Below are 25,120 nucleotides of genomic sequence, written 5' to 3'. Positions count from 1 at the left end.
GCGCACGGATACCGCCGTCGAAATCCTCCGACTCGGCACGCATCCCACGCCGCTTAGCGGGTCGAGTCGGCCTGTTTGTACGACTCGGGCACTGCATGTACCAGAAGGGCTAACTTGCTTTTTTTGTCGATCGAGTGATAAGTTTCTAATATGAAGTATGTCCGGACCGCGCTCTATCTCGACTTCGACAATGTGTTCACCGGGCTTTTCCGGCTGGACCCCGCGGCGGCGATCCAGTTCGCGAGCGAGCCGGGGGTTTGGCTGCACCGGCTGTCGACGACGTTGTCCGGACATTCCACCCGCCGCTGGCTGGTCCTGCGCTGCTACCTCAATCCGTCCGGGTGGGTGGGCCATCGCGACGCCGAGGGAGAGCCCGCCCGGCTGTACTTCTCCCGGTTCAGGCCGTCGTTCGTGCGGGCCGGCTTCGAGGTGATCGACTGCCCGCGCTACAACGCCACCAAGAACGGCGCGGACATCAGGATCGTCGTGGACGCCGTCGACGCGCTGTCCGCCGACACCGTGTACGAGGAGTTCGTCATCGCCTCCGGCGACTCCGACATGACCCCGTTGCTGCAGCGCCTGCGCCGCTCCGACCGCCGCACGATGATCGTGTCCCCGGCGGACACGGCCGAGGCGTTCTCCTCGATCGCCGACCTGATCCTCGACAGTCAGCAACTGCTGGCGCTGGTCCAGGGTGAGCCGGTCGACGTCGACGACGAGGCGGACGCCGCCGTGGCCGCCGAGTTCGGCGACACTCCGGAGGACGTCGAGCCGGTCGACCAGGACCAGGCGTACGAGGCGTTCCGCACCCGGGTCGTCGCGGAGTACGAAAAGGCGACGGCGCCCTTGGTGATGGCCACCCTCGCGCACGAACTGCGCGCCGAGCTGGGTGCCGCGATCAGCGCGACCAACTGGTTCGGTTACGGCGCTTTCGCCCGTGCGGTCGGCAGTCTGAAACTGCCCGATCTGCAGATGTCACAGCACCAGTTGTGGGACGAGACCCGCCACTCTCCCCCCGAGATCACGGCCCCTCTGGTGCCGCGCATCGAGCTGCCGGATCCCGTCGAACGACTGGCCGCCCTGATCAATCTCCCGCGGCTTCCCCGAGAATGGTGGCAGCCGATCTATCACACGCTGTCCGAGTACGTCCATTCTCACACGTTCAACCTGACCCAGTGCACGAGTTGGTCCCGCGATCGGCTCCGAGAGCAGGGCCTCGCCGTCAACCGGAATACCGTCGCGTTCATCGCCCGCGGATCCACGTTCGGCGGATGCCCCCTCTACACCCAGCCACCCCCCTCGGCGGACGAGATCGGCTCGGCGTTCGTCAACAACGTCCTCAACCGCACCGACACGGAATCGTTCACCGAAGAAGAACTCACCGCCGTCCGCACCTGGCTCGGAGCCCACCCCGAAGACGAGCCGGACCCCGAGCCCGAACTCCCCACCTGACCCACCCCGCCCGACGCGACGGGCACGATCGGCAGAAATGCGGAACAGCGCCCCGCTGCGATAACCGACGTCCCTCAAGAGCCCCAGCGGCGCGGGTCGAGGGTGATGGCCCATGGGCGAGCGCCAAGGCGGCATGGGCGCCAGGAGTCGATGGCGGGGGGCTTCACCACATCCGACCTGCGTTGTCATCTCGAGGCGGCACGTGTCACTCCCCGGATCCATGACGCTCGTCGGGCCCCGACGCGTTCGCGATCTCTGCACGTGATCGCGAAGGCACACCTTGAAACGGCCCCGACCGCGTCCGGTCACACCATTACACAATGGACCAACGACTCTCCATAATGATGGGCGAATTTCCCGAACAGGGGTTTTCCCTGATGGGTCGCAGATCCCCGGGGCGTGCCGGAAACGGCTCAGGCGGCGCCCGGCGGAGAAGGCCACCACGGTCCGGCGGGAGTGGCCCTTCCTGGCCCGGCTGACGATCGCCGGAGGGCCCCTCCCGAAAGGACCAACATGGCCTAGTAGTTCAGCGAGATGGCCTTCCCCACCGTGTCCTCGTCCTGAAGGCACCGCAGCATGAAGTGGCCGAGGTCGGCGTAGGAGATGCGGAAGCCGCCCCGGGGCTTGCGGTCCACGGCCGTTCGGTAGACGCCGGTGAGGGGCTTGTCGACCAGGAGGGCCGGGCGGGCGATCGTCCAGTCCAGCCCGCTGGCGCGGACGAGATCCTCCATGACGCCGAGGTCGGCGTAGACGTCGCGGAGGAAGAACCGTCTGGCGGGCGGTCCCACCACGTGGCGCAGGAGGAAGCCCTCACCCGGGTCGTGCCTGGGCGGGTTCGGGTTGCCCGGCGACGGCACGGTGGTCATCGACTCCGAGCTGATGACGATGAGGCGGCGGGCGCCCGTCGCCTTCATCGCCTCGACGATCCGGCCGGTGCCCGCCGCGCAGACCCCGTGGTCGGCCTTGCCGCGCGGCCCGAGGCAGGACAGGACGGCGTCGGCGCCCAGGACGGCGGGCGCGAGGTCGGCCGGGTCCACGGTGGTCATGTCCGCCTTGACGACGTTCGCCTCCGGAGGCAGGTCCCGGGGGTTGCGGGCCACGGCGGTGACGTCATGGCCCGCCGCGAGGGCCTGGTCGAGGAGGGCCCGGCCGGTGCCGCCGGTGGCCGCGACGATGGTGAGTTTCATGTGCTGCTCGCTCTCGGGTGACGTTCGCTGTCGCCGTCTGAGAGCGTTCGCGGTGCAGCGGGTGTGACATCGCCCGGCGCGGGTCAGACGCCGCCGCTGACCATGATCGCCTGGCCGGTGATGCCCGTGTTGGCGGCCGAGCCGAGGTAGACGACGGAGTTCGCGACCTCGGCGGCGTCCAGCAGGCGGCCGAGAGGGGACAGCGCGCTGTAGTGGTCGCTGTGCTCGTCCGCGATGTGGGCGTTGGTCTCGGTCCGGGTGAGGCCCGGCATCACCACGTTGGACAGGATGTCGCCGTCCTTGCCCAGACTGAACGCCGCCGAGCGGCTGAACCCGTGCAGGGCCGCCTTGCTCGCGGCGTAGTACTCCGTGCCCGCGCCGCCGACGACGGCCAGGGCCGAGGAGATGTGGACCATGCGGCCCCAGCGGCGCTCGCGCATCGCGGGTGTGACGGCGCGGCTCAGCCGGATCGCGCCCTCGATGTTGGCCCGCACCATCCCCTGCCAATCGTCGTCGGGGACGTCCTCGTAGCCGCCGTTCCCGGACGGGGCGGTGCCGCCCCAGGACACCGCGTTGTTGATCAGCACGTCGATCCGGCCGGACCAGTCGAGCGCGGCGGCGACCAGCGCGCCCGCCGACTCCGGGTCGTCGAGCGCGAACGGGGCGGTCAGCGCGCGTCCGCCGTTCTGCTCGATCCCCTTGGCGACCCGTTCGGCCTTGTCCGGCGACGACTTGTAGGCGACGACCACGTGCGCGCCCTCGGCGGCGAAACCTTCGGAGATGTGCCTGCCGATCCCGCCGGCGCCTCCGGTCACGATGACGGTGCGGCCGTTCAGTCCCATGTCCATGTCGATGGCTCCCTTTCGTTGACACCGACCACCGTGCCGGGCGGCGCGAAGGTGAGGGAGGCCGCGTCAAGGATGGCCCTGTCAGGGCCACGATCAGGGACGGGGCGCCGGATAGGTTGAGGCCGTGAGCACCAACGAGCTGGGGGCCTTCCTTCGATCACGCCGCGATGCGATCACACCGGCGCAGGTCGGGCTGCCGGGCGGCGGCCGACGCCGTACGCCGGGACTGCGCCGGGCGGAGCTGGCGGCGGTCGCGGGGATCAGCGTGGAGTACCTGACGCGGCTGGAGCAGGGCCGAGACCGCCATCCCTCCCTTCAGGTGATCACCGCGCTCGCCGGCGCGCTGCGCCTGTCGCCCGACGACCGCGAGCTGCTGCGCCGCACCGCCAAGGCGGCCGACGGCTCCTACGCGTGCATGTTGGGGCACACGCCGCCCACCCTGACCGTACGGCCCACCGTCCGGGCTCTGCTGGACGGGATCGCGGCGCCCGCCCTGGTCGTCAACCGGCTGGGCGACGTGGTCGCGTGCACTCCCGCGTACGAGCGGACGGCCGGCCCGCTCGGCGTCCTGGACGCGGCCACGCCCAACCTGCTGCGGTTCGTGTTCACCGACGCCAGGTCCCGTACCGCCTTCCCGGACTGGGAGCGCGTCGCCGACGAGCAGGTCCTCCAGCTCCGGGCCGCCTCCACGCTCACCGACCCGCACGCCTCCGAGCTGGTCGAGGAGCTCACGGTCGCCGCCGGGGCCGCGTTCACCGAACGGCTCCAGGCCCCGCCCGGCCACCCGCTGTACGCCGGCATCACCCGGCTGGCGCATCCCGAGGCGGGCGAGCTGCGCCTGGCGTTCGAGATCCTCGACCTGCCCGCCGACGACGGGCAGCGGCTCGTCGTCCATCTGCCCGCCGACGACACGACCGCCGCCGCCCTCGACCGGCTCACCGGCCGACGGCCCGGCGCGCTGCGCGCCGTCCGCACGGCGAACGCGTGAACGGCTGAACGACTACGCGGAGACGGCGCCGCCGACGGTCTCGTCGGCGGTGGGGCGCCGGTCGTCCCACAGCGCCGCCAGCGCGGTCGCCGCCAGGACGCGGACACCCACGCCGATGCAGCTCTCGTCCACGTCGAAGTCGCCCCGGTGCAGGTCGTACTCGGCGTCGGACCCGGGGGTGCGGACGCCCAGCCGGGCCAGCGCCCCGGGGATCGACTCCAGGTACCAGCCGAAGTCCTCGCCGCCGAGGCTCTGCGGGGTGGGCACGGGGGCGTCCGGGCCGATCACCTGCGTGGCGGCGTCACGGAACATCTGGACGCTGGTGGGCTCGTTGACCGTGGGGGGGACGCCGCGCACGTACTCCAGGTTCGCCTCCACGTCGTAGGCGGCGGCCACGGAGTCCAGCAGGGCCTTCATCATCTCGGGGGCCTTGTGCCAGGCGTCGTCGTCGAGGCAGCGGACGGTGCCCTCGGCGATGCCGTCGTCGGGGATGGCGTTGGCGACCGACCCGGCCGCGACCCGTCCCCACACCAGCGACAGGCTGGAGCGGGGGTCGACCCGGCGGGACAGCGCGGCGGGCAGCTCGGTGACGATCTTGGCGAGCGCGTACACCAGGTCGGCGGTCAGATGCGGACGGGCGGTGTGCCCGCCCGGTCCGGTGACCCGCACGTACACCTTGTCGCAGGCGGCGGTGATCGGCCCGGCCCGCAGGCCCAGTTGCCCGACCTCGATGCGGGGGTCGCAGTGCAGCGCGAACACCCGGTCGACGCCGGCGATGCCGCCGGCGGCCATGACGTCCAGGGCGCCGCCCGGGTTCTCCTCGGCGGGCTGGAACAGCAGCCGGACCCGGCCCGGCAGCAGCCCGGCGGCGGCCTGCTGCGCGAGGAACAGCCCGGTGCCGAGGACCATCGTGGTGTGCACGTCGTGCCCGCAGGCGTGCGCGACGCCCGGGACGGTGGAGCGGTACGGGACGTCCTTCTCGTCCATCAGCGGCAGCGCGTCGATGTCGGCGCGCAACGCCACCGTGGGGCCGTCGCCGGGGCCGATGTCGCAGATCACGCCGGTGCCCTTGGGCAGCACCCGGGGGCGCAGCCCGGCGGCGGTCAGCGCGTCGACGATCCGCTGGGTCGTGCGATGCTCGGCGAACCCCAGCTCGGGATGCCGGTGGAGGTCGCGGCGGAAGGCGATCAGTTGCGGGTCCTGCCGGGCCAGGAAGGCGTCGAGCTGCATCTGCAGCGCCGTGCCGTCCCAGGGCGCCGGATCCCCCTCGGGCCGCGCCCCTCGGGCGGCGGCCACCCTGTCCAGTCCGGGCATCACCCCATGTCCCGGCTGCGTCATGTGCTCCCCCTGTGTGTCAGCGTCCTGCGCGGCCCGCGGGCTCGGGTCCCCCGGGTACTCCGTCGCAGGAGTGAAAGGTGTTCCCTGACTAGACGCCTGGGAAGGGTGCGAACGTTGCCGCCCGCGTGACGGCCCGGAGGTGCGGTCATCCCCCTCCATGTGCCACCTCCCGCGGAGTGACGAACCTGTCCTCGGCGAGCTCCAGAACGGCCGCCTCGACCAGATCCTCCAGCGTGCCGCCCTCGGCGCGGAGGGCTCGCTGGCGTTCGTACGGGGCCCCGTGCTCCAGGACCTCGCCGGCGACCTTCAGCTCCTCGGCGCAGCCCAGCCGGTCCGCCACGGGCTCGAGTTCGCGGATGAGCTCGTACAGATCGTCGCGGAGCGGCGCGGTGCTCCCGCCGTCGTCCGTGATCACGATGGCGTCCAGGCCGTGGCGCGTGGCCCGCCACTTGTTGTCCCGTACGACCCATGCGGCCGGTCGGGGAAGAGTGTATCCGCGATCCAATTGCTGGTCGAAAAGGGTGACGAGGCTCTGGCAGAGGGCGGCGGCCATGCCGACCTCCCGCAGGGTGGGGATGCCGTCGAACATCCGGATCTCGATCGTGCCGAAGTCCGGATGCGGGCGGATGTCCCACCACACCTCCTTGATGCTGCGGATGCTGCCCGCCCGCAGCAGCGTGTCCATGTACTCCTCGAACTCGGCCCAGTCGGCCAGCAGGTGCGGCGGCCCCGCCGTGGGGAGGTCGCCGAACACCACCGAGCGGCTGGAGGCCAGCCCGGTGTCGTCGCCGCCCCAGAACGGGCTGGAGGCGGTCAGCGCGAGGAAGTGCGGCAGGTACGCGGCCAGCGCGTTGACGATCGGGATCGCCTTCGCCCGGTCGCGGACCCCCACGTGGACGTGCACCCCGAACGTCTGGGCGCGCCGGGCCGGCCACTGCATCCGCTCGATCAGGTCGGCGTACCGCTGGACGGGCGCCAGCACCGCGTCCCGCCAGTCACTGATCGGATGCGTTCCGGTACAGGCCAGCTCCATGCCCCGAGGCTCGGTCACGGAGCGTAGTTGCTCGAGGGTTCCGGCCAGGTCGACCACGGCCTCGCCGACGGTGTGGCAGACCCCCGTGACCACCTCGACCATGGACTCCATGAGCTCGTGGTGCAGCCGGGGGGCCTCCGCCTGCTCGCTGAGGCCGGGCAGTGCGGCCAGCACCCGGTGCGCGTCCTGCCGCAGGCGCCGCGTCTTCGCGTCGACGAGCTGGAGCTCCCACTCCACGCCCAGCGTCGGGCCCCGCGATGCCTTGAAGTCAATGGCCACGGCCAACCTCCATGCGCAATCCTTGCAGGTCGATGCGTGGCACGTGGCGCAATTGGGCCAGCGCATCCCTAAGCCCGGACAAACGCCGACCAGTCGACCGAACCACCGGCCTCCGCCCGGACCGCGGATCCCTCCATGATGCGGGGAACCGCCCGCGCACCGCCGCGTACCCCGCCCGGTCGGCGACAGTTGGCCCGCCCGGACCGGGGGCGGACACGGACCGTCATCCATTTCGGCCACACCACGGCAATCAGGTAATGACCCGAACGGACTAGTCAGACGTCCCAAAACGGCGATGATTAACGGCTCAGGCACCGACTTGGGTACTTCCTCACCCAACTCGGGGGCCGGAACGGGCGTCATGGAAGGTAGGCCCGGGTACCCGCAGACCTGGATGGTCACTACTCTTCGGCGGAGCCATGAGAACCACATCACGCGCGGTCGTCGCGCTCACAGTGCCGCTGATCGCGGCGCCCCTCGTCGGTGCCCCGGCGGTCGCGACGGCGGTCGCGACGGCGACGGTCGAGCCTGGCGAGCCGGTCGGCGGGCCGCGGCTCGGCTCCCGCGGCGTGGTGGTCGACGCGGGTCCCGGGGTCAAGGGTCCGCCGAAGGTCGCGGCGGGCTCGTACCTGATCGCCGACGGGGACACCGGAAAGGTGCTGGCGGCCAAGAACCCGCACGGGCACCACCTGCCGGCCAGCGCGCTGAAGATGCTGACCGCGGTGGCGCTGATCCCGCGGCTGAAGCCGAACGCCGTGGTGCGCCCCACCCAGGCCACCTGTGACGTCGAGGGCACCAAGGTGGGGATGACGCCCAAGCTGACCTACAAGGTGTCGGACCTGTTCCACGCGCTGCTCATGGTGTCGGGCAACGACGCCGCGCTGGGCCTGGCCCAGGCCGCCGGCGGCCTGCGGCCGGCCCTCGACGCGATGAACGAGGAGGCCCGCCGGCTCGGGGCGGCCGACACCCTCGCCGGGTCCACCAACGGCCTCGACAAGGACCTGGGGCTGAGCGTCAAGACCCAGCACACCTCCGCCTACGACCTGGCGCTCATCATGCGGCAAGGGCTCAAACTGCCCGCGCTGCGCGGCTACGCGGGCAAGAACCACCACTTCTGGCCGGCCCCGCCGACCAAGAAGGAGCGCAAGAAGGGCAAGAAGACCGGCGGCTATCCGATCTACTCGCACATCCGGCTGCTGCCCGGCCAGCGGTACGCGTACCCGGGGATGATCGGCGGCAAGAACGGCTTCACGCTGGCCGCCGGGCAGACCTTCGTGGGCGCCGCCCGGCGGAACGGCCGGACGATCATCGTCGCCCTGATGAAGGGCGAGAACCTGTGGCCCGACACCACCGCGCTGCTGAACTGGGGCTTCTCCGCCGGCCCCAAGGTGACGCCGGTCGGGGTGCTGGTCGACCCGGTGAACACCGCCACCGAGCCCGAGGCCGGGTCCGACGACCGCGACGGCGGCGTGCTCCCCGCCAACCCGCTGTCGAACGAGGCGTCCGGCGGCGACTGGGCGGTCATCGGAGGGGTGGGGGCCGCCGCCGCGCTGGTCGCGGGCGGCATGTTCCTCGTGCTGCGCCGCCGCCGCACGGCCCCCCAGGGCCCGCCGCCCGCGCCCGCCGGCGTCCACGCGCCGCCGCAGGCCGGTCCCCCGCCGCTCAATCTGCCGGATCGCGACGCGGAGCCGGACGCGACCGATGAGGCCCGCGGCTAGCGTCCCAGCGGCTCCACGGGCGTCTGAGCGTCGTCCAGAACGGCCATCGGGGCGGTGTCCTCCGTCTGGTTGGCCCGGTTGGCGGCGTCGGCGCTCAGCACGACGCGGCGGGTGGCCGTCCACGCGGCGGCGAACAGCACGAACCGCGACACCACGTCGATCCACAGCAGCAGCCCGGCCACCGCGGCGAACGAGGCGTACACCGGGTTGCCGAGGGTGTGGCCGATCAGCAGGGTTCCGGTGAGCTTGAGGATCTCGAAGCCGACCGCGCCGAACAGCGCGCCCCGCACGATGTCGTGCCAGGGGGCGTGGGTGCCCGACAGGCGGGAGAACAGCACCAGGAAGATCAGGGTGTTGAAGCCGATGGCCACCGCCAGGGACAGCAGCCGCAGCCCGGTGCCGGCCCCCGGCGTGCCCGCCAGGTGGAGCCAGCCCAGCACCACGTGGCTGGCCCGGGTGGTCACCGTGGACACCGCCACGGAGATGATCATCGTGGTGCCCAGGAACGCCAGCATCCCCAGATCGGCCAGCTTCTTGAGGACGATGTTGCCCCCGCCGGTGGGGTCGCCCAGCCAGATGTCGCGCAGCGACTCGCGGACGGCGTTCATCCAGCCGAGCCCGGCGATCAGCAGGCCCGCCAGGCCGATGGCCCCGGCGGTGCCGCGCGCCTGGGCGATCTGCGCCACGTCGACGTCGGCCGCCAGGCCCGGCATCAGCTCCGAGATCGCCTGCACCAGGTAGTCGCGGGCCTGCCGGCTCACCCCGACCAGATAGCCCAGCAGCGCGTACGCCAGCGCCACCAGCGGGAAGAACGACAGGAAGCCGTAGAAGGTGATCGCGGCGGCGGAACGGTCGCCGCGCTGCTCCGCATAGCGGCGGTGGGCACGGAACAGGTGGTCCAGCCAGGGCCACCTGCGGCGGCGTTCGCGCAGGCCGTCGCTCCACCGGTGCCACCACGACACCGCGCCCTGCCGCACACCGTCGATCACCCGCGCCATGACGCCATCAGTACCCACGGTGAACGAGTCAACCCAGGGGGCGCTCGCCCTCCTGGTGGGGGCCTGCGCCGCCCGCCCCGAACGGGTAGTTCCGCAGCGGACGCCACACCTCGTCGGGGCCGTGCTCGTAGAGCGAGAACCCCCAGACGGTGAACTCGGCCCGGTAGTGGGCCAGCTCCTTGAACGCCCGGTCGAGGATCTCCTCGGACAGGTCGTGGGCGACGGTGACGTGCGGGTGGTAAGGGAACTGCAGCTCACGGGCCAGCGGGCCGCTGCGGACCCGGGCCTCGACCCGTTCGCAGGAGCCGATGCCGTCGGCGATCGCGACGAACACCACCGGCGACACCGGCCGGAACGTCGCCGTCCCGCTCAGGACGATCGGGAACTCCCGTCCGTCCTCGGCGACCCGCCGCAGATGCTCGTCGATCCGGCCGAGCAGGTCGCCGTCCACCTCGGTCGGCGGCAGCAGCGTGACGTGGGTGGGGATGGAGCCCGCCATGGGGTCGCCGAACGCCTCCCGCCAGTGCTGCAGCTCGGCCCCGTAGGGGTCGGGGATGGGGATGGCCACGCCGATCGTGCGGGGGCCGGCCCGGGGCGCTTCCTCCCCGGGCCCTTCGCGTCGACCCTCTGTCAGCCGATCGTCACAGGCCACGTCCCACGAATCCCACCCGTTCCCGCACGACCTCCATGGTGCGCGCGGCGACCGCACCCGCCCGCGCCGCCCCGTCGGCGAGGATGCGGTCGAGCTGCTTCTCGTCGCCCAGCAGCCTCTCGGTGCGCTCCTTGATCGGGGTGAAGGTGTCGAGCACCAACTGGGCCAGGTCCTTCTTGAGCTGCCCGTAACCCTGGCCGGTGTAACGCCGTTCCAGCTCCGCGACGCTCGCGCCGTCCAGCGCGGAGTAGATCCGCAGCAGGTTGGTGACGCCCGGCTTGCTCTCCTCGTCGTAGCGGATCTCGGTGCCGGTGTCGGTGACCGAGCGCATGATCTTCTTGCGCAGCGGGCCCGGCTCCTCGAGCAGCTCGACGATGCCCTGCGGGCTGGACGCCGACTTGCTCATCTTGACGGTCGGCTCCTGCAGGTCGCGGATCCGCGCGGCGCCCTGCGGGATGTACGCCTCGGGCAGCACGAACGTTTCGCCGAACCGATGGTTGAAGCGTCCGCCCAGGTCACGGGTCAGCTCCAGGTGCTGGCTCTGGTCATCGCCCACGGGCACCCGCAGCACCCGGCCCTCGCCCGGCTCCGGCGAGTACAGCAGGATGTCGGCGGCCATCAGGATCGGGTACGTGAACAGCCCGACGCTCGCGGCGGCCAGGCCCTGCTTGGCCGACTTGTCCTTGAACTGGGTCATCCGGCCCGCCTCGCCGTAGCCGGTGAGGCAGCTCAGCACCCAGGCCAGCTCCGCGTGCTCGGGCACATGGCTCTGCAGGAACAGCGTCGACCGCTCCGGGTCGACGCCCATGGCGATGAGCTGCGCGGCGGCCACCTTGGTGCGGCGGCGCAACGCCTCCGGAGAGTGCTCCACAGTGATCGCGTGCAGGTCCACCACGCAGTAGAACGCCTGGTGGTCGTCCTGCAGCGCCACCCACTGCCGCAACGCGCCCAGGTAGTTGCCCAGGTGGAACGAGTCGGCCGTGGGCTGGATGCCGGACAGGACGCGTGGCGTTGCTGGCGAGGACATGTGCACGACTCGATTCTCTCAGGAGGGACGGTGGGCGGGCGACAGGGTATCCCCGTGATCGTCGTCCGGCGGGCCCCGCGGCTTGGCTACGCTGAGACCTCCCCCGCGTCGTTCCCGCAGATGGAGGAAGTCTCGTGAAGCTGCTCGTCACCGGTGGCGCCGGCTACATCGGCAGCGTGGTCACCGCCCAACTGCTGGAGGCGGGACACGAGGTCGTCGTGCTCGACGATCTGTCCACGGGCCACGAGGACGCGGTGCCCGAGGGGGCCCGGCTGGTGCGCGGGACGCTGCGGGAGGAGGCCCTCGGCCTCCTCGACGGCGGCGGGTTCGACGCGGTGCTGCACTTCGCGGCCAAGTCCCTGGTGGGCGAATCCGTGCAGAAGCCCGGCCTGTACTGGGACCGCAACCTCGGCGAGTCGCTGGCGCTGCTGGACGCGATGCGCCGGGCGGACGTCCGCCGGATCGTGTTCTCCTCCACGGCCGCGACGTACGGGGAGCCCGAGTCCACCCCGATCCTGGAGACCGACCCGACCCGGCCGACCAATCCGTACGGGGCCTCCAAGCTGGCGATCGACACGGCGCTGGCCGAGTACGCCCGGCTGTTCGGCATCGGCGGGGTGTCGCTGCGGTACTTCAACGTGGCGGGCGCGCACGGCCGGTTCGGGGAGCGGCACACGGTGGAGACCCACCTGATCCCCAACGTGCTGGCGGTGCCGGCCGGGACCCGTGAGTCGATCAACGTGTTCGGCGAGGACTACCCGACACCCGACGGCACCTGCATCCGCGACTACGTCCACGTGGTGGACCTCGGCGTCGCGCACCTGTTGGCGTTGGACGCGTGCGAGCCCGGCGTCCACCAGATCTTCAACCTGGGCAACGGCAACGGCTTCTCGGTCCGCCAGGTCATCGACGTGTGCCGGGAGGTGACCGGTCACCCCATCCCGGTCGTCGTCGGCGAGCGCCGCCCCGGCGACCCGGCGGTGCTGGTGGCCTCCTCCGAGCGGATCCGGTCGGCGCTGGGCTGGAAGCCCGAGCGGGACCTGCACCAGATGGCGTCGGACGCCTGGGCGTTCCTCCAGTCGCGCTCGTGAGCCCGCTGACCTCGGCCTTCGAGGAGGCGTACCTGCGGCCCCCGGAGGGCGTGTGGCGGGCTCCGGGCCGGGTCAACCTGATCGGGGAGCACACCGACCACAACGACGGCCTGGTGCTGCCGTTCGCGCTGGCGCAGGGCGTGTCGGTGGCCGCCGCGCGCAGGGACGACGGCGTGCTGGAGCTGCGCTCCCTCCAGGCCGCCGCCGACGGGCGCGTCGTCCGGGTGGACGCGTTGACGCCGGGCGCGGTCGACGGTTGGGCGGCGTACCCGGCGGGCGTGGCGTGGGTGCTGCGGGAGCACGGGGTCGGCGGCGCGTCGCTGCTGATCGACTCCGACCTTCCGCAGGGCGCGGGGCTGGCGTCGTCGGCGGCGCTGGAGTGCGCGACGGCGCTGGCGCTGTGCGACCTGTACGGGGTCGACCTCGAACGCCCCGAGCTGGCCCGGCTCGCCCAGCGGGCCGAGAACGACTTCGCCGGCGTCCCCTGCGGGATCATGGACCAGTCGGCGGCGCTGCTGTGCACCGAGGGCCACGCGCTGATGCTGGACTGCGGCAGCGGCCTGTCCTCGCGGGTGCCGGTCACGTTCGACGGGCTGACGCTGTTGGTGATCGACACGAGGGTGGCGCACACCCACGGGGCCGGCGGGTACGCGGTGCGGCGGGCGGAGTGCGAGCGGGCGGCGGCCGTCCTCGGGGTGGCGTCGCTGCGTGACGTGGAGGACCTGCCGGAGGCGCTGGGGCGGCTCGGCGAGCCCGTGCTCCGCCGCCGCGTCCAGCACGTGGTGACCGAGAACCACCGGGTGGAGGCGACCGTCGGGCTGCTGCGGGCCAAGGCCGCCGCCGAGGTCGGCGGGATGCTGACCGCCTCGCACCTGTCGCTGCGGGACCAGTTCGAGGTGTCCTGGCCGGCGGCGGACGTCGCGGTGGAGGCGGCGCTGGTGGCGGGCGCCCGCGGCGGGCGCATGGTCGGCGGCGGCTTCGGCGGCTCGGTGATCGTCCTGACCGCCGACGACCGGCTCGAACGCGTCCGTGACGCGGTCGCGGCCGCCTTCGAGGCCCGCCGGTGGGCCGCCCCCGGCTTCCTGGAGGCGGTGCCGTCGGCGGGCGCCGCGCGGGTGGTCTGAGGCCCGCCGCTAGCGGTCGAGCAGGCTCTCGCGGAGCTTCGCGGCGGCCTCGGCGGGGCCCTGTTCGTCCAGGGACGTGAAGCCCTCGACGGCCTCCTCGGTCCGGGCGACCGCCTCCTCGATGCGCCCCGCGGAGGCCAGCAGGCGGGCCTGGTCGTACGACGTCACCGAGGTCTCCCAGGTCACCGCGGCCGGGTTGTCGGCCGGCAGCGCGCCCAGCGCCTCTCGGACGCCGTCCATCTCCCGCAGCCCGTCGTCGAGGCGACCGGACCACGCCAGGCACATCGCCGCCCGGCGGCGCGCCCGGACCACCCCGTAGGCGTCGCCGGCGGTCCCGAACAGCTCGGCCGCCGCCGCGAACCGTTCGGCCGCCGCGGCGTCCTTGTCCAGGCCGGTGAGCACGTCCCCGGCCTTCTCCATGAGCTGCGCGGACGTCCCGGGGTCGGCCTCGTCGCGGGCCAGCTCGGCGAACGTGTCGGCGGCGCCCTCCTCGCCCATCAGGCGCTGCGCCTCGGCCAGCACGTACCGGCTGCGGCGCTCGTTGAAGGCGTCGTCCAGGCGCTCGAACATCGGGCCGGCCTCTTCGGCGACCTCGGCGGCCTCCAGGTGGCGTTCCGCCCCCAGCAGGGCGAAGGCGAGGTCGAGCCGGGTGTGGGCCATCTGCGGGACGGCGCCGACGGCGGTGAAGGCGGCCACGGCCTCGATCAGGTCCTCGACGGCGTCGGCGTCGCGGCCGAGGGTCAGCATCCGCTTGCCGCGCACGGCGTGCACGGTGGCCCGAAGGTGCGTCTGGTCGGTCGGGGTGCGCGCCATCGCCTCGTTCAGCAGGTCCAGCGCCTCGTCGGGGCCCTCGGTCGGCGGGGCGTCCATCAGGAGCTGGGCGAGCATGAACGCGGCCTCGGCCAGCACCGGCCCGGCGTCGGCGACCCGGGCGTTCTCGCAGGCGCGCCGGAACGCGGTCGCGGCCTCGGGAGCGTCGCCCAGTCCGAGGAGCGCCAGGCCCCGGGCCGACTCCACCTCGGCCACGTCCATCGGCTCGCCCACGGGCTCGGTGAACAGCTCCAGCGCCTCCTGCGGCCGACCGGCCCGGGTGAGGGCGGTGGCCAGCCGAAGTCCGGCCGTGCGCTCCCGACGGGACCCGGGGGACGACTCGGCGAGCCGGGCGAGGGAGGTCTCCAGCAGCTCGAAGCCCTCGTCGGTGCGGCCCATGTCGCACAGGACGGCCCCGGTGCGGCTGAGGGCGTTCTGTGCCCGTGCCTCATCGCCGGCCTCGGCGTGCAACTCGGCGGCGCGCCTCCAAAACGTCAGCGCACGCTCCGAATCACCGGCGGCCAGCGCCTCGAAGCCCAGCCCGTCGTGCCTCCGGCCCGCCTGCGCGGTCGTGGGCTCGGGCGTCACCTCGTCGAACCGCGCCCACGCGGCCAGCGCCGTCGCCCCTTCGCGACGCCTCCACGCCTCGTCCGCCGCGTCGAGCAGCGCATCCGGGTCGCGGGCCTCCCGCACCGGCTCGGGCACCGGGACGGGCGAGGGCGCGGCGGCCGGGCGGCGGGCGTACGGGGTCAGCGGCAGATGCTCCACGACGGGCTCGGCGGCCAGCGTGCCCCGGACCAGATCGCCCTGGCGGGACGTGCCGTTCCGGGCGTCGAAGCGCTCCGCCAGCCCCGACGCCTGCGCGGACAGCTCCTCCCGCAGCCGGTCGACGGTCACCTCGCCGGACGGGCGCCGCAGCGTCAGCCCGTCCGCGAAGCCGCCCTCGGTCAGCCTGCGCAGCAGCAGCGCCCCGGCGGCGGCGAAGGCCATCGCCGAGTACGGGCTCGGGGCGCGGTCCAGCCAGCCGAGGTGCCGTTCGAGGATCTCCAGGCCGCGGGCCTCGTTGCCGGTCAGCGCGCAGAACCTCACGTGCTCCGCGATGTCGGACAGGTCGCGGATGTTGGGGCGCACCAGTCGGTAGGCCCGCCGATGCGCCCGCCCCGCCTCGTCGAGCCGTCCGGAGTGCAGATAGCTCGTCAGCAGGTTGGTCAGGATGCTCTGCGGCTGCTCCGTGCAGTTGATCTCCGCGTTGAGCACCGGAGCGGCGATCGCCACGGCCTCCTCGTGGCGACCCCGTTCGGACTGGTAGTACGCCTTGGCGCTCGGGTCGCAGCCCTCACAGTCCGAGAGTTGGTCACGGGGCGCGGTGTGCCACCGGCCGTACCACCGGTCGGCCTCCTCGAAGTCGCCCAGGTGCCGGGCCACCGCGTGCCGGTAGCAGTACACGGCGTGCAGGCTGTGACCGCCGAGCCGATACCGCCGCTCCATGTCGTCCAGGACGGCGTACGTCCGGTCGAGCGGGATCTCCGGGAACAGCGTGAGGGAGTTGACCACCCACTTGAAGTGCCACAGCAGCCGCTCGCCCTGACCGAACGTGCCGGGGTCGCGGTCGTGCTGGGTCAGGCACCGGCTGAACGTGGTGAACGCCTTGGCCGGCTCCCCGCCGTACTGGTACGCCCCGGTCAGCTCCATCCGGACCCGGAAGGCGAGCTCCTCGTCGCCCGCCGCCTCGGACCGCCGCAGGGCGTCCTCGACCAGGACGGTCCTGGCCTCCCCGTAGGGCAGATCCCCCGCCCGCTGCATCAGCTCATAGACGTCGTCGACGCTCACTGCGCACCTCCTGTACCACCGGGCTTGTGGACGGCCCAGTCGAGCAGGCCGAGGAACGATCGGTTGAGGACGGCGGTGTCGGCCGCCCGCAGCGGATGGCGGCCCAACAGCAGCGCCTGCCCGTACAGCCCCTGGACGGCCACCTCGATCAGGCCGTCCTCGGTCAGCGCGGTGATGCGTCGGGTGAGCGGGTTGCGGTGGTTGAGCACCAACTGGGGACGGTCGGCGGCGGCCGTGCCGCTCAGCGCGCCGAGCACGTCGGCCCACAGGCCGTCGGCCTCCTCGCGGGCCTCCTCCAGCTCGGCCCGGTGCCGCGCCGCTCGGCTGGTGAGGTAGAGCGCGGGCAGCGACGCCGGGTCGAAGTCGCGGACCACCACCTCGCAGCCCAGACGCTCCACGGCCCGCTGCGCGGTCGCCAGGAACGGCCGCAGGGTCAGCTCGGCGGCCGGGTCCAGCACCCCGAAGTGGGTGGTCAGCTCGGCGGGGTCGAGACGGCGCAGCACCGCGTCGGGGTCGATGCGGGGCAGCCGCTCGATGATCTCGGCGTCGTAGACGTAGCCGCCGTTGACCAGGCCGACGCCCTGCGCGCCGGACACCGCCGACAGCCGCCGGAACTCGTCCACCTCGGTCGTGTGGCGGCCCTCGGGGTGCCGGCGGCGGAACTCGGCCAGCGTCATCGGACCCGCCGAGGTCTCGAACTCCAGCCACCGGTCGACGATCCGGAGCATGTCGTCGTCGTGCAGGGCCATCGACTTGACCCCGAGGTGGTGGAGCCGCAGGAACGCCCGCAGCCGGGCCGGGTCGGTCTCCGACAGCGTCACCAGCCACTGCCGGATCCGCTCCCCCAGCGCGTGCCGGGTCGACTCCAGCAGCTCGTCCTCGTACAGCGCCTCGCGGCTCGCCGTCGGCTTCAGCTCGCCGGCGTCCACCACGCAGCGGACGAAGAACGCCCACTCCGGCAGCAGTCCCTCGACGTTCTCGGCCAGCAGCATCCGCTTCAGGTAGACCCGGTGGCCGCCGCGCGACCCGGGCGACACCTGCTGCGGGACGACGAACGCCGCCCCGGTCAGCCCCGCCTCCGGAACGTCCAGGTCGATGACGTCGAACGGCTCGAAGCCGTACAGGTCCCGGCAGTGGTCGGCCAGCGCCCGGCGGCGGCGCGCCGGGTCGGGGTGGTCCGCCCGCCAGGGCGGCCCCCCGACGGTGACCGGCGTGCCGTCCACGGTGACGGTGAACGGCAGCAGCGACCCGTACACGCGGGCCAGCTCGGCGACGGTGGCGGGCGCCAGCAGCTCGGCGGACCCGGCGCGTGGCCGCAGCGTCACGGTCGTGCCGGGCTCGTCGCGCTCGCCGGGCGCGACCCGGTAGCGGCCGTCGGCGAAGCCGGTCCAGGCGGTGGGCCGCCCGCCGCGCGCCGACCGGGTGACGACCTCGATCTCGTCGGCGACGAGGAACGCCGACAGCAGCCCGATGCCGAACTGGCCCAGGAAGTCGTGACGGGCGAACCCCAGCTCGTCGCGTTTGGAGGACCGGCCGATCGTGGCCAGCAGCCGATGCACCTCGTCCTCGGTGAGGCCCACGCCGTCGTCGTGGACGCGCAGCAGGCCGTCGCCGGTCTCGATCCGCACCGTTCCGGGGCCGCCGCCGCGCGCGGTGATGGCGTCCACCGCGTTCTGCAGCAGCTCCCGCAGGTACACCCGCGGACTGGAGTACAGATGCCGACTGAGGAGATCCACCACCCCGCGCAGATCGACTTGAAACGCCTGGTCGGCCACCCCGAATCCTCCCGTTCGCCCGGAACGCGAGGGGAAGCCTATCGACCCCGGTCACCGGCTTTCCGGCAAAGGTCGATCATCGGGGCCCTCGTCCGAAGTGCCGCTTGTCGGCGTCGTCGTCGACGTGCAGCACGCCGGGCGCCGACCGTTCCACGTCGTCGGCCGCCTCCACGTCGACACCCGTGTACAGCAGCACGTCGGTCGCGGCCATCCGCACGACCGTCCGGACCGTCGCGGTGGAGGCGGTGCCGGACAGGTCGCACATCCGCACGATGCTCACCGCCCGGTGGGCCGCGCGCCGCCTGACGTCCCGGTCGCCGGGCGCGCGGGCGAGCATGGCCACGGTGACGGCCAGGTCCCGCACCGGCGGCCCCAGGCCGGGCCGGTCGTCGCGGTCCGCGGCCAGGGCCATCCGGGCCAGCGTGAAGCAACTGCTGCCCAGCAGGTCGAGCTGCCCGGCGTCCTCACCGGCCCGCACGATGACCGCGACGCGCCCCCACCACAGCGGCGACCGCCGGGCGACGTGGCCGGTGCCGCGCCGGGTGCTGCCCAGCTCGGCGAGCCGTTCGTTGGCCTCGCGCATGTTGTCGAGGGCCTCGGTCACGTACTCGTCGTCGTAGTGGATCAGCGCGCGGGCGGTGTAGTCGAGGCCCTCGCCCAGCTCCGTCAGCACCGCGGACTCGGCGCGGCGCAGCAGCCGGATCGGCTCCGCCGGGAACAGGATCTGACTGAACACCAGCGCCACACCCGCCCCGACGAGGGCGTCCATGAGCCGTGCGAAGCCGGCGTCTGGGCTGCCCACGGCCACCGTGAGGATCGCGCTGCCCGCCGCCTGGGCGATCACGATCCGCGTCCCGTCGATCAGCACGGCGATCGACATGGCGGTGAACGTCGCGATCGCCAGCGTCCAGGTGTCCACGGACCCGATCCAGAGCGCGATCTCGGCCACCACGATGCCCACGCCCGTCCCCGTCAGCAGGCGCACCGCGTTGGACCCGCGGCCGCCCCGGGCGACGTTGAGCGCGACGACGGCGGCGATGGGGGCGAAGAACGGCTGCGCATTGCCGATCACCGTGGTGGCGATCAGCCAGGCCAGCGTCGCCGCCGCCGTGCTCTGGAGCACCGGCCACGCGTCGACTCGCACCCGCACCCGCGCCTCATGGGCCTCCTGAAGGGCACGCGACGGCAGGTGCGGGACGATCCTCAACCTCGCCGCGCCGCCTCACCGGAGGCCGGGCGGCGTCCGAACCTGACCTGCATGTCGGCGTCGATCTTGTCCACGTCGCGGTTCTTGGTCTCCGGCACGTACTTCATGACGAACCAGACCGCGAACACGCACACCAGCGCGAAGATCCAGAACGTCTGGCCCTCGCCGATGGCGTTGACCACGGTGAGGAAGACCAGGCTGACGATGAAGTTGGACATCCAGTTCACCGTCGTGGACGCGCTGGAACCGGCCGCCCGCGCCCTGGGCGGGAAGATCTCACCGATGATCACCCAGAACGTCGGCCCCATGCCCGCCGCGAAGGCGGCGATGTAGAGCACCATGGCGACCAGGGCGAGCCACGAGGGCAGGTCGAGCACGAACGCCAGCCCGAGCAGGCCCAGCGTGATCGCCATGCCCGCCAGCGACCCCAGCAGCAGCGGGCGTCGTCCCGCCCGGTCGACCAGCCGGATCGACACCACGGTCATGACCAGGTTGATCACTCCGATGGCGATCGAGTAGAAGATCGAGTTCGAGGCGTTCAGCCCGGTGCTCTGCATCAGGGTCGGGGCGTAGTAGATGATCGTGTTGATGCCGCCGAACTGCTGGACGGCGGCCAGGGTCAGGCCCACCACCAACGCGGGACGCAGGTCCACGGTCTTCAGCAGGTGCCAGCCGGACTGCTTCGGTCGGCTCTTCTCGTCCTCCTCCTCGCGCCGGTTCCAGCGTTCCAACAGCAGCTCGGCGGTCTCGTCGTCGGTGACCGAGGCGATCACCTTGCGGGCCTCCCGGGTCCTGCCCCGCGAGGCCAGCCACGACGGGGACTCCGGAAGCATCCAGAGCGCCGCCACCACCATCAGCAACGCCGGGACGGCCCCGCAGGCGAACATCGCCCGCCAGTTCTCGGCTCCGGCGAACGTCAGGTTCACCCCGTAGGCGACCAGGATGCCGACGGTGATCAGTAGTTGGTTGAGGGTCAGCGTGCGGCCCCGGATCGACGGCGGCGAGATCTCCGACAGGTAGACCGGAACGATCGCCGAGGCGGCCCCGACCGCGAGGCCCAGGACCACCCGGGCGACGAGCAGCATCGGATATCCGGTGGCGAACACCGCCATCGCGGTGCCCACCAGGAACACCACGCCCTCCAGCCCGAACGTCATCTTGCGGCCGAGCCGGTCGGCCACCCGCCCGGCGGTCAACGCGCCGGCCATCGCCCCGAGCAGCAGGACGCTCACCACGCTGCCCTGCTCCAGGGCGTTCAGATGGAACTCGGGCTTGATGAACAGCAGGGCCCCCGACACCACGCCGGTGTCGAAGCCGAACAGGAACCCGCCGACGGCGATCAGGACCGCCCAGCCCCAGATCTTGCGCATCCCCTCCTCGGGGACCCGGTGCATGGGGCCTTCGACGTGCGGGTCGGGATGTGAGTAGGCGTAGGACATGATCACGCCCGGAGGTCCACGACGACCTTGACGTCGTCGGGATTCTTGTGGAGGCCGTCGGCGAAGTCGGCCATCGGGATCCGCCGGGTGATCATCCGCCCGAGCCAGTTCGGGTCCGCCTTGGCCAGCGCGTCCGCCGCCTGCTCGAAGTTGGCCTTGGAGGCGTTGACCGAGCCGAACATCACCATGTTGGTCATCACCATCGTGCGGTTGAGGTCGTTCATGCCGACCTCGATGGACCGCCCGCCGGGCGCGAACCCGGTCAGGCAGATCACCGCGTCGGGCGCGACGATCTCGGTGAGCTCGACGATCAGGGGCCCGTTGCCGGTGCACTCGATCACCACGTCCGGGATGACGCCGATGTCGCGCACGTCGCCGGTGTGGAACGTGGCCCCCAGGTCCTGGACCAGACCCACCTTGGGGCCCTCGTCGTTGAGGTCCAGCACGTGGGTCTCCAGGCCCCGCTGCACGGCCAGCAGCGCGGCGAACAGCCCCACCGGGCCCGCCCCGGTGATCAGCGCCACCTCGGGGCGCCACGAGGAGCGGGCGAAGATCCGGTCGGTCTGCTCCCACGCCTTGGCCAGCACGGACGTCGGCTCCAGGAGCACTCCGTGGTCGCCCAGCCCCGGGTCCAGCCGGATCGCGTACTCGGGCTCGACGCGCCAGCGCTCGGCGCCGTAGCCGTCCCGTTCCTTGATGCCGCGCTCGGTGTAGCGGCCGTTGCGGCAGAAGTCCGCCTCCCGCCGCGAGCACGGGTCGCAGGGCACCGGGTCGGGGCGACGCACCATGCCCACGATCAGGTCGCCCTTGCTGAAGCCGGTGCCGAGGGGGGCCTCCAGCACCTCGCCCAGGGACTCGTGGCCGATCAGCAGCCGATCCCGGCCGGGCGGCGGGACGCCGTGCTGGTGTCCGAACACGATGTCGTCGTCGGTGCCGCAGATGCCGAGTAACCTGCCCTGCACCAGGATGTCGCCGTCCTCCGGCGGGGGCTCGCCGACCTCACCGACGCGGATCTGGTCGGAATCACCCGGAACGACCGTGATCGCCTTCATCTGCGCCTCCTGGGGCTGGTTTCGGGCTCTCTGAATATCGAAATCCGGTCTGTCCGTAGTTGGCGGCGATAAACGTGGCTACCGGCTTTCCGCTCCTCCGCCGAGCGCGATCCGTTCCTCCAGGGCGGCGAGTCGGTCCAGGATCCGGTCCACGTCGTTCTTGGTCGCCGTCTGCGAGCCGCGCTTGAGCGACACGACCAGGTGCCCGCTCGGCTCGAAGACGCCGCTGGCCACGTCCGACAGCGCGTCGCCGTTCTGCACCCGCACCGCCCGTTCGATGTCCTGCCTGCGCAGCACCAGCCGCCGCATCCCCGTCGCCACCGGACGACCGTCCTTCACCACGGTCGTCGGCGAGCCCTCCAGCAGCTTGGCGACCCGCTCGTTGTTGGCGATCAGCCGGTCCAGCAGGGAACTGATCGCGATCAGCGTCACCGCCCCGATCACACCGCCGAGAACGGTGTCGTCCTCACCGATGATCGCGTTCTGGACGGCGTTCGACAGCAGGAACATCACCACGAAGTCGAACGTGTTGAGCTGCGCGAGGCCCCGCTTGCCGCTCAGCCGGAACAACAGAACGATCGTGGCGTACACCAGAACGGTTCGGAGGATCTTCTCGGCGATCGGCATCTGAAGTACCACGAGGTCGTCCCACATGGCCGCGTCCTACCCCGGCCCGCCCGGCGCCTCACGGGAAACGCCGAGGCCCGGCCCCCTTGTGGGGGACCGGGCCTCTCCGTTGGGTCAGCGGGGGTCAGATGAGACCCAGACCGCGCACCGCGTCGCGCTCCTCGGCCAGTTCGGCCACCGAGGCGTCGATCCTGCCCCGGGAGAAGTCATCGATCTCCAGACCCTGCACGATCTCCCACCGGCCGCCGGAGGTCGTCACCGGGAACGAGGAGATCAGGCCCTCGGGCACCCCGTAGGAGCCGTCGGACACCACGGCCATGGAGGTCCAGTCGCCCTCGGCGGTGCCGTTCACCCAGGTGTGGACGTGGTCGATCGCGGCGCCGGCGGCGGAGGCGGCCGACGAGGCGCCCCGGGCCTCGATGATCGCCGCACCGCGCTTGGCCACGGTCGGGATGAAGTCGTTCTCCAGCCACGCCTGGTCGTCCACCACGGCGGCGGCGGACCGGCCGCCGATCTCGGCGCGGAAGATGTCCGGGTACTGGGTGGCGGAGTGGTTGCCCCAGATGGTCATCTTCTTGATCTCGGAGACGGCGACACCGGCCTTCTTCGACAACTGGGCCAGCGCCCGGTTGTGGTCCAGGCGGGTCATCGCGGTGAACCGGTCGGCCGGCACGTCCGGGGCGTGCGAACGGGCGATCAGCGCGTTCGTGTTGGCCGGGTTGCCGACCACCAGCACCTTGACGTCGTCGGCGGCGTGCGCGTTGATGGCCTCGCCCTGCGGCTTGAAGATGCCGCCGTTGGCCTCCAGCAGGTCGCCGCGCTCCATGCCCTTGGTCCGCGGCCGCGCGCCGACCAGCAGGGCCACGTTGGTGCCGTCGAAGCCGGCCTTGAGGTCGTCGGTGATGTCGATCCCGGTCAGCAGCGGGAACGCGCAGTCGTCCAACTCCATCGCGGTGCCCTCGGCGGCCTTCAGCGCCGGCGTGATCTCCAGCAGCCGCAGCCGCACGGGTACGTCGGGTCCGAGGAGCTGCCCGGAGGCGATCCGGAACAGCAGTGCGTAGCCGATCTGTCCGGCGGCGCCGGTGACGGTGACGGTGACTGGGGTGCTGGTCATGGCCTTCATCTCCTACCGGGGCCGGCGACTCGGCCGACGGGTCTCTCGTTGTCGAGATAGTTCTCCGTCAGCGTATCGCGCACCGCGGAACGCGGAGGCGGGGACCCTGCGATCTCCGCCGAAAACGTCGAAGACCGCCCCGGGATCGCCGGGACGGCCCTCGAACGGACGTCGTGCGTCAGGCTCCGTTGACCTTCTTCTGGAGGTTGACGTCGAGCGCGTGCAGGAACTCCTGCGTGGTCAGCCAGGGCTGCTCGCCGGGGACGAGCAGGGCCAGGTCCTTGGTCATCTGGCCGCTCTCGACGGTCTCGATGCAGACCTGCTCGAGCGTCTGGGCGAAACCGGTGACCTCGGGGGTGTTGTCGAGCTTGCCCCGGTGGGCCAGCCCGCGCGTCCAGGCGAAGATCGACGCGATCGGGTTGGTCGAGGTGGGCTTGCCCTGCTGGTGCTGCCGGTAGTGGCGGGTCACCGTGCCGTGGGCGGCCTCGGCCTCGACGGTGCGGCCGTCGGGGGTCATCAGCACCGAGGTCATCAGGCCCAGCGAGCCGAAGCCCTGCGCCACGGTGTCGGACTGGACGTCACCGTCGTAGTTCTTGGTGGCCCAGACGTAGCCGCCCTCCCACTTCATGGCCGCGGCGACCATGTCGTCGATGAGGCGGTGCTCGTAGGTCAGGCCCTGCGCGTCGAACTCGGCCTTGAACTCCGCCTCGAAGATCTCGGCGAACACGTCCTTGAACATGCCGTCGTAGGACTTGAGGATCGTGTTCTTGGTCGACAGGTAGACCGGGTAGTCGCGGGCCAGGCCGTACCGGAACGAGGCGCGCGCGAAGTCCTCGATGGACCTGCGGAAGTTGTACATCGCCATGGCGACGCCGCCGCCCTCGGGGTACTGCGCGACCTGGAGCTCGATCGGCTCCGAGCCGTCCTCCGGCGTGAACGTCACCGTCAGGGTGCCGGGGCCGGGCACCCTGAAGTCGGTGGCCTTGTACTGGTCGCCGTGGGCGTGCCGGCCGATGATGATCGGCTTGGTCCAGCTCGGCACCAGGCGGGGGATGTTGGAAACGATGATCGGCTCGCGGAAGACCACGCCCCCGAGGATGTTGCGGATCGTCCCGTTGGGGGACCGCCACATCTGCTTGAGGCCGAACTCCTCGACGCGTGCCTCGTCGGGGGTGATGGTGGCGCACTTCACACCGACGCCGTGCTCCTTGATGGCGTTGGCGGCGTCCACGGTGACCTGGTCATCGGTGGCGTCCCGATGCTCGATCCCCAGGTCGTAGTACTTCAGGTCCACGTCCAGATAGGGCAGGATCAACTGGTCCTTGATGAATTCCCAGATGATCCTGGTCATCTCGTCGCCGTCGAGTTCGACGACCGGGCCCGCTACTTTGATCTTGGGCATGCTGTTGCTGTCCCTCTCTAAACCGGCCAGCAGTCCTTCGTAAGGCTCACTGGGGAGGCTATCCGAGCCAGATCAAAGGTCTAGACCTGGCCCGCCGTTCAGCTTGTCTTGGCACGTCCGCGGCATGGC

The 25,120-nt window shown here is 71.8% G+C and carries 20 protein-coding genes; 5 read left to right on the top strand and 15 right to left on the bottom strand.

Features of this window, described 5'->3' with window-relative positions; translation table 11 throughout:
* Window positions 1-150: 150 nt before the first annotated feature.
* Window positions 151-1,452, top strand: coding sequence for an NYN domain-containing protein (locus DFJ69_RS18435; protein ID WP_116023749.1), 1,302 nt, complete (start codon window positions 151-153; stop codon window positions 1,450-1,452).
* Between the two features lie 518 nt (window positions 1,453-1,970).
* On the opposite strand, the gene DFJ69_RS18430 is transcribed toward DFJ69_RS18435, so the two are convergent.
* Together DFJ69_RS18430 and DFJ69_RS18425 are read right to left on the bottom strand one after the other, a co-directional pair.
* A complete protein-coding gene (locus DFJ69_RS18430) occupies window positions 1,971-2,639 on the bottom strand; it encodes an NAD(P)-dependent oxidoreductase (protein WP_116023748.1) in 669 nt (222 codons plus the stop codon).
* Window positions 2,640-2,722: 83 nt separating this feature from the next.
* Window positions 2,723-3,487 carry an SDR family NAD(P)-dependent oxidoreductase gene (locus tag DFJ69_RS18425; protein WP_116023747.1) on the bottom strand — a complete coding sequence of 255 codons (765 nt, stop codon included), beginning with the start codon at window positions 3,485-3,487 and terminating at the stop codon, window positions 2,723-2,725.
* Window positions 3,488-3,611: 124 nt separating this feature from the next.
* On the opposite strand from DFJ69_RS18425, the gene DFJ69_RS18420 reads away from it, so the two are divergent.
* Entirely contained in the window at window positions 3,612-4,475 is an 864-nt protein-coding gene (locus DFJ69_RS18420; RefSeq protein WP_116023746.1) for a helix-turn-helix domain-containing protein, read from the top strand.
* Between the two features lie 12 nt (window positions 4,476-4,487).
* On the opposite strand, the gene DFJ69_RS18415 is transcribed toward DFJ69_RS18420, so the two are convergent.
* Window positions 4,488-5,705 (bottom strand): amidohydrolase, encoded by a 1,218-nt coding sequence (locus tag DFJ69_RS18415; protein ID WP_170177941.1) that lies wholly within the window; start codon window positions 5,703-5,705, stop codon window positions 4,488-4,490.
* 253 nt (window positions 5,706-5,958) lie between these two features.
* Window positions 5,959-7,125: a glutamate--cysteine ligase gene (locus DFJ69_RS18410; protein WP_116023744.1), complete on the bottom strand. Its 1,167-nt coding sequence runs from the start codon at window positions 7,123-7,125 to the stop codon at window positions 5,959-5,961.
* A gap of 419 nt (window positions 7,126-7,544) precedes the next feature.
* On the opposite strand from DFJ69_RS18410, the gene DFJ69_RS18405 reads away from it, so the two are divergent.
* Complete coding sequence (locus tag DFJ69_RS18405; RefSeq protein ID WP_116023743.1) at window positions 7,545-8,843, top strand: D-alanyl-D-alanine carboxypeptidase family protein; 1,299 nt, start codon at window positions 7,545-7,547, stop codon at window positions 8,841-8,843.
* Here the strand turns inward: DFJ69_RS18405 and DFJ69_RS18400 are convergent.
* From DFJ69_RS18400 to trpS, 3 genes are all read right to left on the bottom strand, one after another.
* A complete protein-coding gene (locus tag DFJ69_RS18400; protein ID WP_116023742.1) occupies window positions 8,840-9,841 on the bottom strand; it encodes a YihY/virulence factor BrkB family protein in 1,002 nt (333 codons plus the stop codon). The genes DFJ69_RS18405 and DFJ69_RS18400 overlap by 4 nt on opposite strands.
* A gap of 28 nt (window positions 9,842-9,869) precedes the next feature.
* Window positions 9,870-10,409 (bottom strand): 2'-5' RNA ligase family protein, encoded by a 540-nt coding sequence (locus tag DFJ69_RS18395; RefSeq protein ID WP_116023741.1) that lies wholly within the window; start codon window positions 10,407-10,409, stop codon window positions 9,870-9,872.
* A 73-nt stretch (window positions 10,410-10,482) separates the two neighbouring features.
* Window positions 10,483-11,520: a tryptophan--tRNA ligase gene (trpS, locus tag DFJ69_RS18390; RefSeq protein ID WP_116023740.1), complete on the bottom strand. Its 1,038-nt coding sequence runs from the start codon at window positions 11,518-11,520 to the stop codon at window positions 10,483-10,485.
* Window positions 11,521-11,654: 134 nt separating this feature from the next.
* On the opposite strand from trpS, the gene galE reads away from it, so the two are divergent.
* Both galE and galK read left to right on the top strand, forming a co-directional pair.
* Window positions 11,655-12,611 carry a UDP-glucose 4-epimerase GalE gene (galE, locus tag DFJ69_RS18385; RefSeq protein ID WP_116023739.1) on the top strand — a complete coding sequence of 319 codons (957 nt, stop codon included), beginning with the start codon at window positions 11,655-11,657 and terminating at the stop codon, window positions 12,609-12,611.
* Window positions 12,608-13,735: a galactokinase gene (galK, locus tag DFJ69_RS18380; RefSeq protein ID WP_116023738.1), complete on the top strand. Its 1,128-nt coding sequence runs from the start codon at window positions 12,608-12,610 to the stop codon at window positions 13,733-13,735. The genes galE and galK overlap by 4 nt, the downstream gene beginning before the upstream one ends.
* A 9-nt stretch (window positions 13,736-13,744) precedes the next feature.
* Here the strand turns inward: galK and DFJ69_RS35615 are convergent, their stop codons facing one another.
* The 8 genes from DFJ69_RS35615 to DFJ69_RS18340 form a co-directional block, all read right to left on the bottom strand.
* Complete coding sequence (locus DFJ69_RS35615; protein WP_116023737.1) at window positions 13,745-16,375, bottom strand: tetratricopeptide repeat protein; 2,631 nt, start codon at window positions 16,373-16,375, stop codon at window positions 13,745-13,747.
* The gene (locus DFJ69_RS18370; RefSeq protein WP_116023736.1) at window positions 16,372-18,150 is read right to left on the bottom strand and encodes an HSP90 family protein; all 1,779 of its coding nucleotides are present in this window, start codon (window positions 18,148-18,150) and stop codon (window positions 16,372-16,374) included. The genes DFJ69_RS35615 and DFJ69_RS18370 overlap by 4 nt, the downstream gene beginning before the upstream one ends.
* Window positions 18,151-18,226: 76 nt before the next feature.
* Window positions 18,227-19,300: an FUSC family protein gene (locus DFJ69_RS18365; protein WP_170177707.1), complete on the bottom strand. Its 1,074-nt coding sequence runs from the start codon at window positions 19,298-19,300 to the stop codon at window positions 18,227-18,229.
* Window positions 19,301-19,353: 53 nt separating this feature from the next.
* The gene (locus DFJ69_RS18360) at window positions 19,354-20,796 is read right to left on the bottom strand and encodes a sugar porter family MFS transporter (RefSeq protein ID WP_116026720.1); all 1,443 of its coding nucleotides are present in this window, start codon (window positions 20,794-20,796) and stop codon (window positions 19,354-19,356) included.
* Between the two features lie 2 nt (window positions 20,797-20,798).
* A complete protein-coding gene (locus tag DFJ69_RS18355) occupies window positions 20,799-21,848 on the bottom strand; it encodes a glucose 1-dehydrogenase (RefSeq protein ID WP_116023734.1) in 1,050 nt (349 codons plus the stop codon).
* Window positions 21,849-21,926: 78 nt separating this feature from the next.
* Complete coding sequence (locus DFJ69_RS18350) at window positions 21,927-22,502, bottom strand: DUF421 domain-containing protein (protein WP_116023733.1); 576 nt, start codon at window positions 22,500-22,502, stop codon at window positions 21,927-21,929.
* 97 nt (window positions 22,503-22,599) lie between these two features.
* Entirely contained in the window at window positions 22,600-23,589 is a 990-nt protein-coding gene (locus DFJ69_RS18345) for a malate dehydrogenase (protein WP_116023732.1), read from the bottom strand.
* Between the two features lie 178 nt (window positions 23,590-23,767).
* Window positions 23,768-24,991 carry an NADP-dependent isocitrate dehydrogenase gene (locus tag DFJ69_RS18340; RefSeq protein WP_116023731.1) on the bottom strand — a complete coding sequence of 408 codons (1,224 nt, stop codon included), beginning with the start codon at window positions 24,989-24,991 and terminating at the stop codon, window positions 23,768-23,770.
* Between the last annotated feature and the right edge of the window lie 129 nt (window positions 24,992-25,120).

Origin of the sequence: Thermomonospora umbrina (assembly GCF_003386555.1) — a bacterium.
Taxonomy (GTDB): Bacteria; Actinomycetota; Actinomycetes; order Streptosporangiales; family Streptosporangiaceae; genus Thermomonospora; species Thermomonospora umbrina.
Note: the sequence above shows the minus strand (reverse complement) of the source record. Positions and strands in the feature narration are given on the sequence as shown.

Bases quoted from the DNA above. Each gene is read 5' to 3' on its own strand.
- DFJ69_RS18435 (WP_116023749.1), top strand. From the start codon at position 151: ATGAAGTATGTCCGGACCGCGCTCTATCTCGACTTCGACAATGTGTTC.
- DFJ69_RS18430 (WP_116023748.1), bottom strand. From the start codon at position 2,639: ATGAAACTCACCATCGTCGCGGCCACCGGCGGCACCGGCCGGGCCCTC.
- DFJ69_RS18425 (WP_116023747.1), bottom strand. From the start codon at position 3,487: ATGGACATGGGACTGAACGGCCGCACCGTCATCGTGACCGGAGGCGCC.
- DFJ69_RS18415 (WP_170177941.1), bottom strand. From the start codon at position 5,705: ATGCAGCTCGACGCCTTCCTGGCCCGGCAGGACCCGCAACTGATCGCC.
- DFJ69_RS18405 (WP_116023743.1), top strand. From the start codon at position 7,545: ATGAGAACCACATCACGCGCGGTCGTCGCGCTCACAGTGCCGCTGATC.
- DFJ69_RS18400 (WP_116023742.1), bottom strand. From the start codon at position 9,841: ATGGCGCGGGTGATCGACGGTGTGCGGCAGGGCGCGGTGTCGTGGTGG.
- trpS (WP_116023740.1), bottom strand. From the start codon at position 11,520: ATGTCCTCGCCAGCAACGCCACGCGTCCTGTCCGGCATCCAGCCCACG.
- DFJ69_RS18360 (WP_116026720.1), bottom strand. From the start codon at position 20,796: ATGTCCTACGCCTACTCACATCCCGACCCGCACGTCGAAGGCCCCATG.
- DFJ69_RS18355 (WP_116023734.1), bottom strand. From the start codon at position 21,848: ATGAAGGCGATCACGGTCGTTCCGGGTGATTCCGACCAGATCCGCGTC.
- DFJ69_RS18350 (WP_116023733.1), bottom strand. From the start codon at position 22,502: ATGTGGGACGACCTCGTGGTACTTCAGATGCCGATCGCCGAGAAGATC.
- DFJ69_RS18345 (WP_116023732.1), bottom strand. From the start codon at position 23,589: ATGACCAGCACCCCAGTCACCGTCACCGTCACCGGCGCCGCCGGACAG.
- DFJ69_RS18340 (WP_116023731.1), bottom strand. From the start codon at position 24,991: ATGCCCAAGATCAAAGTAGCGGGCCCGGTCGTCGAACTCGACGGCGAC.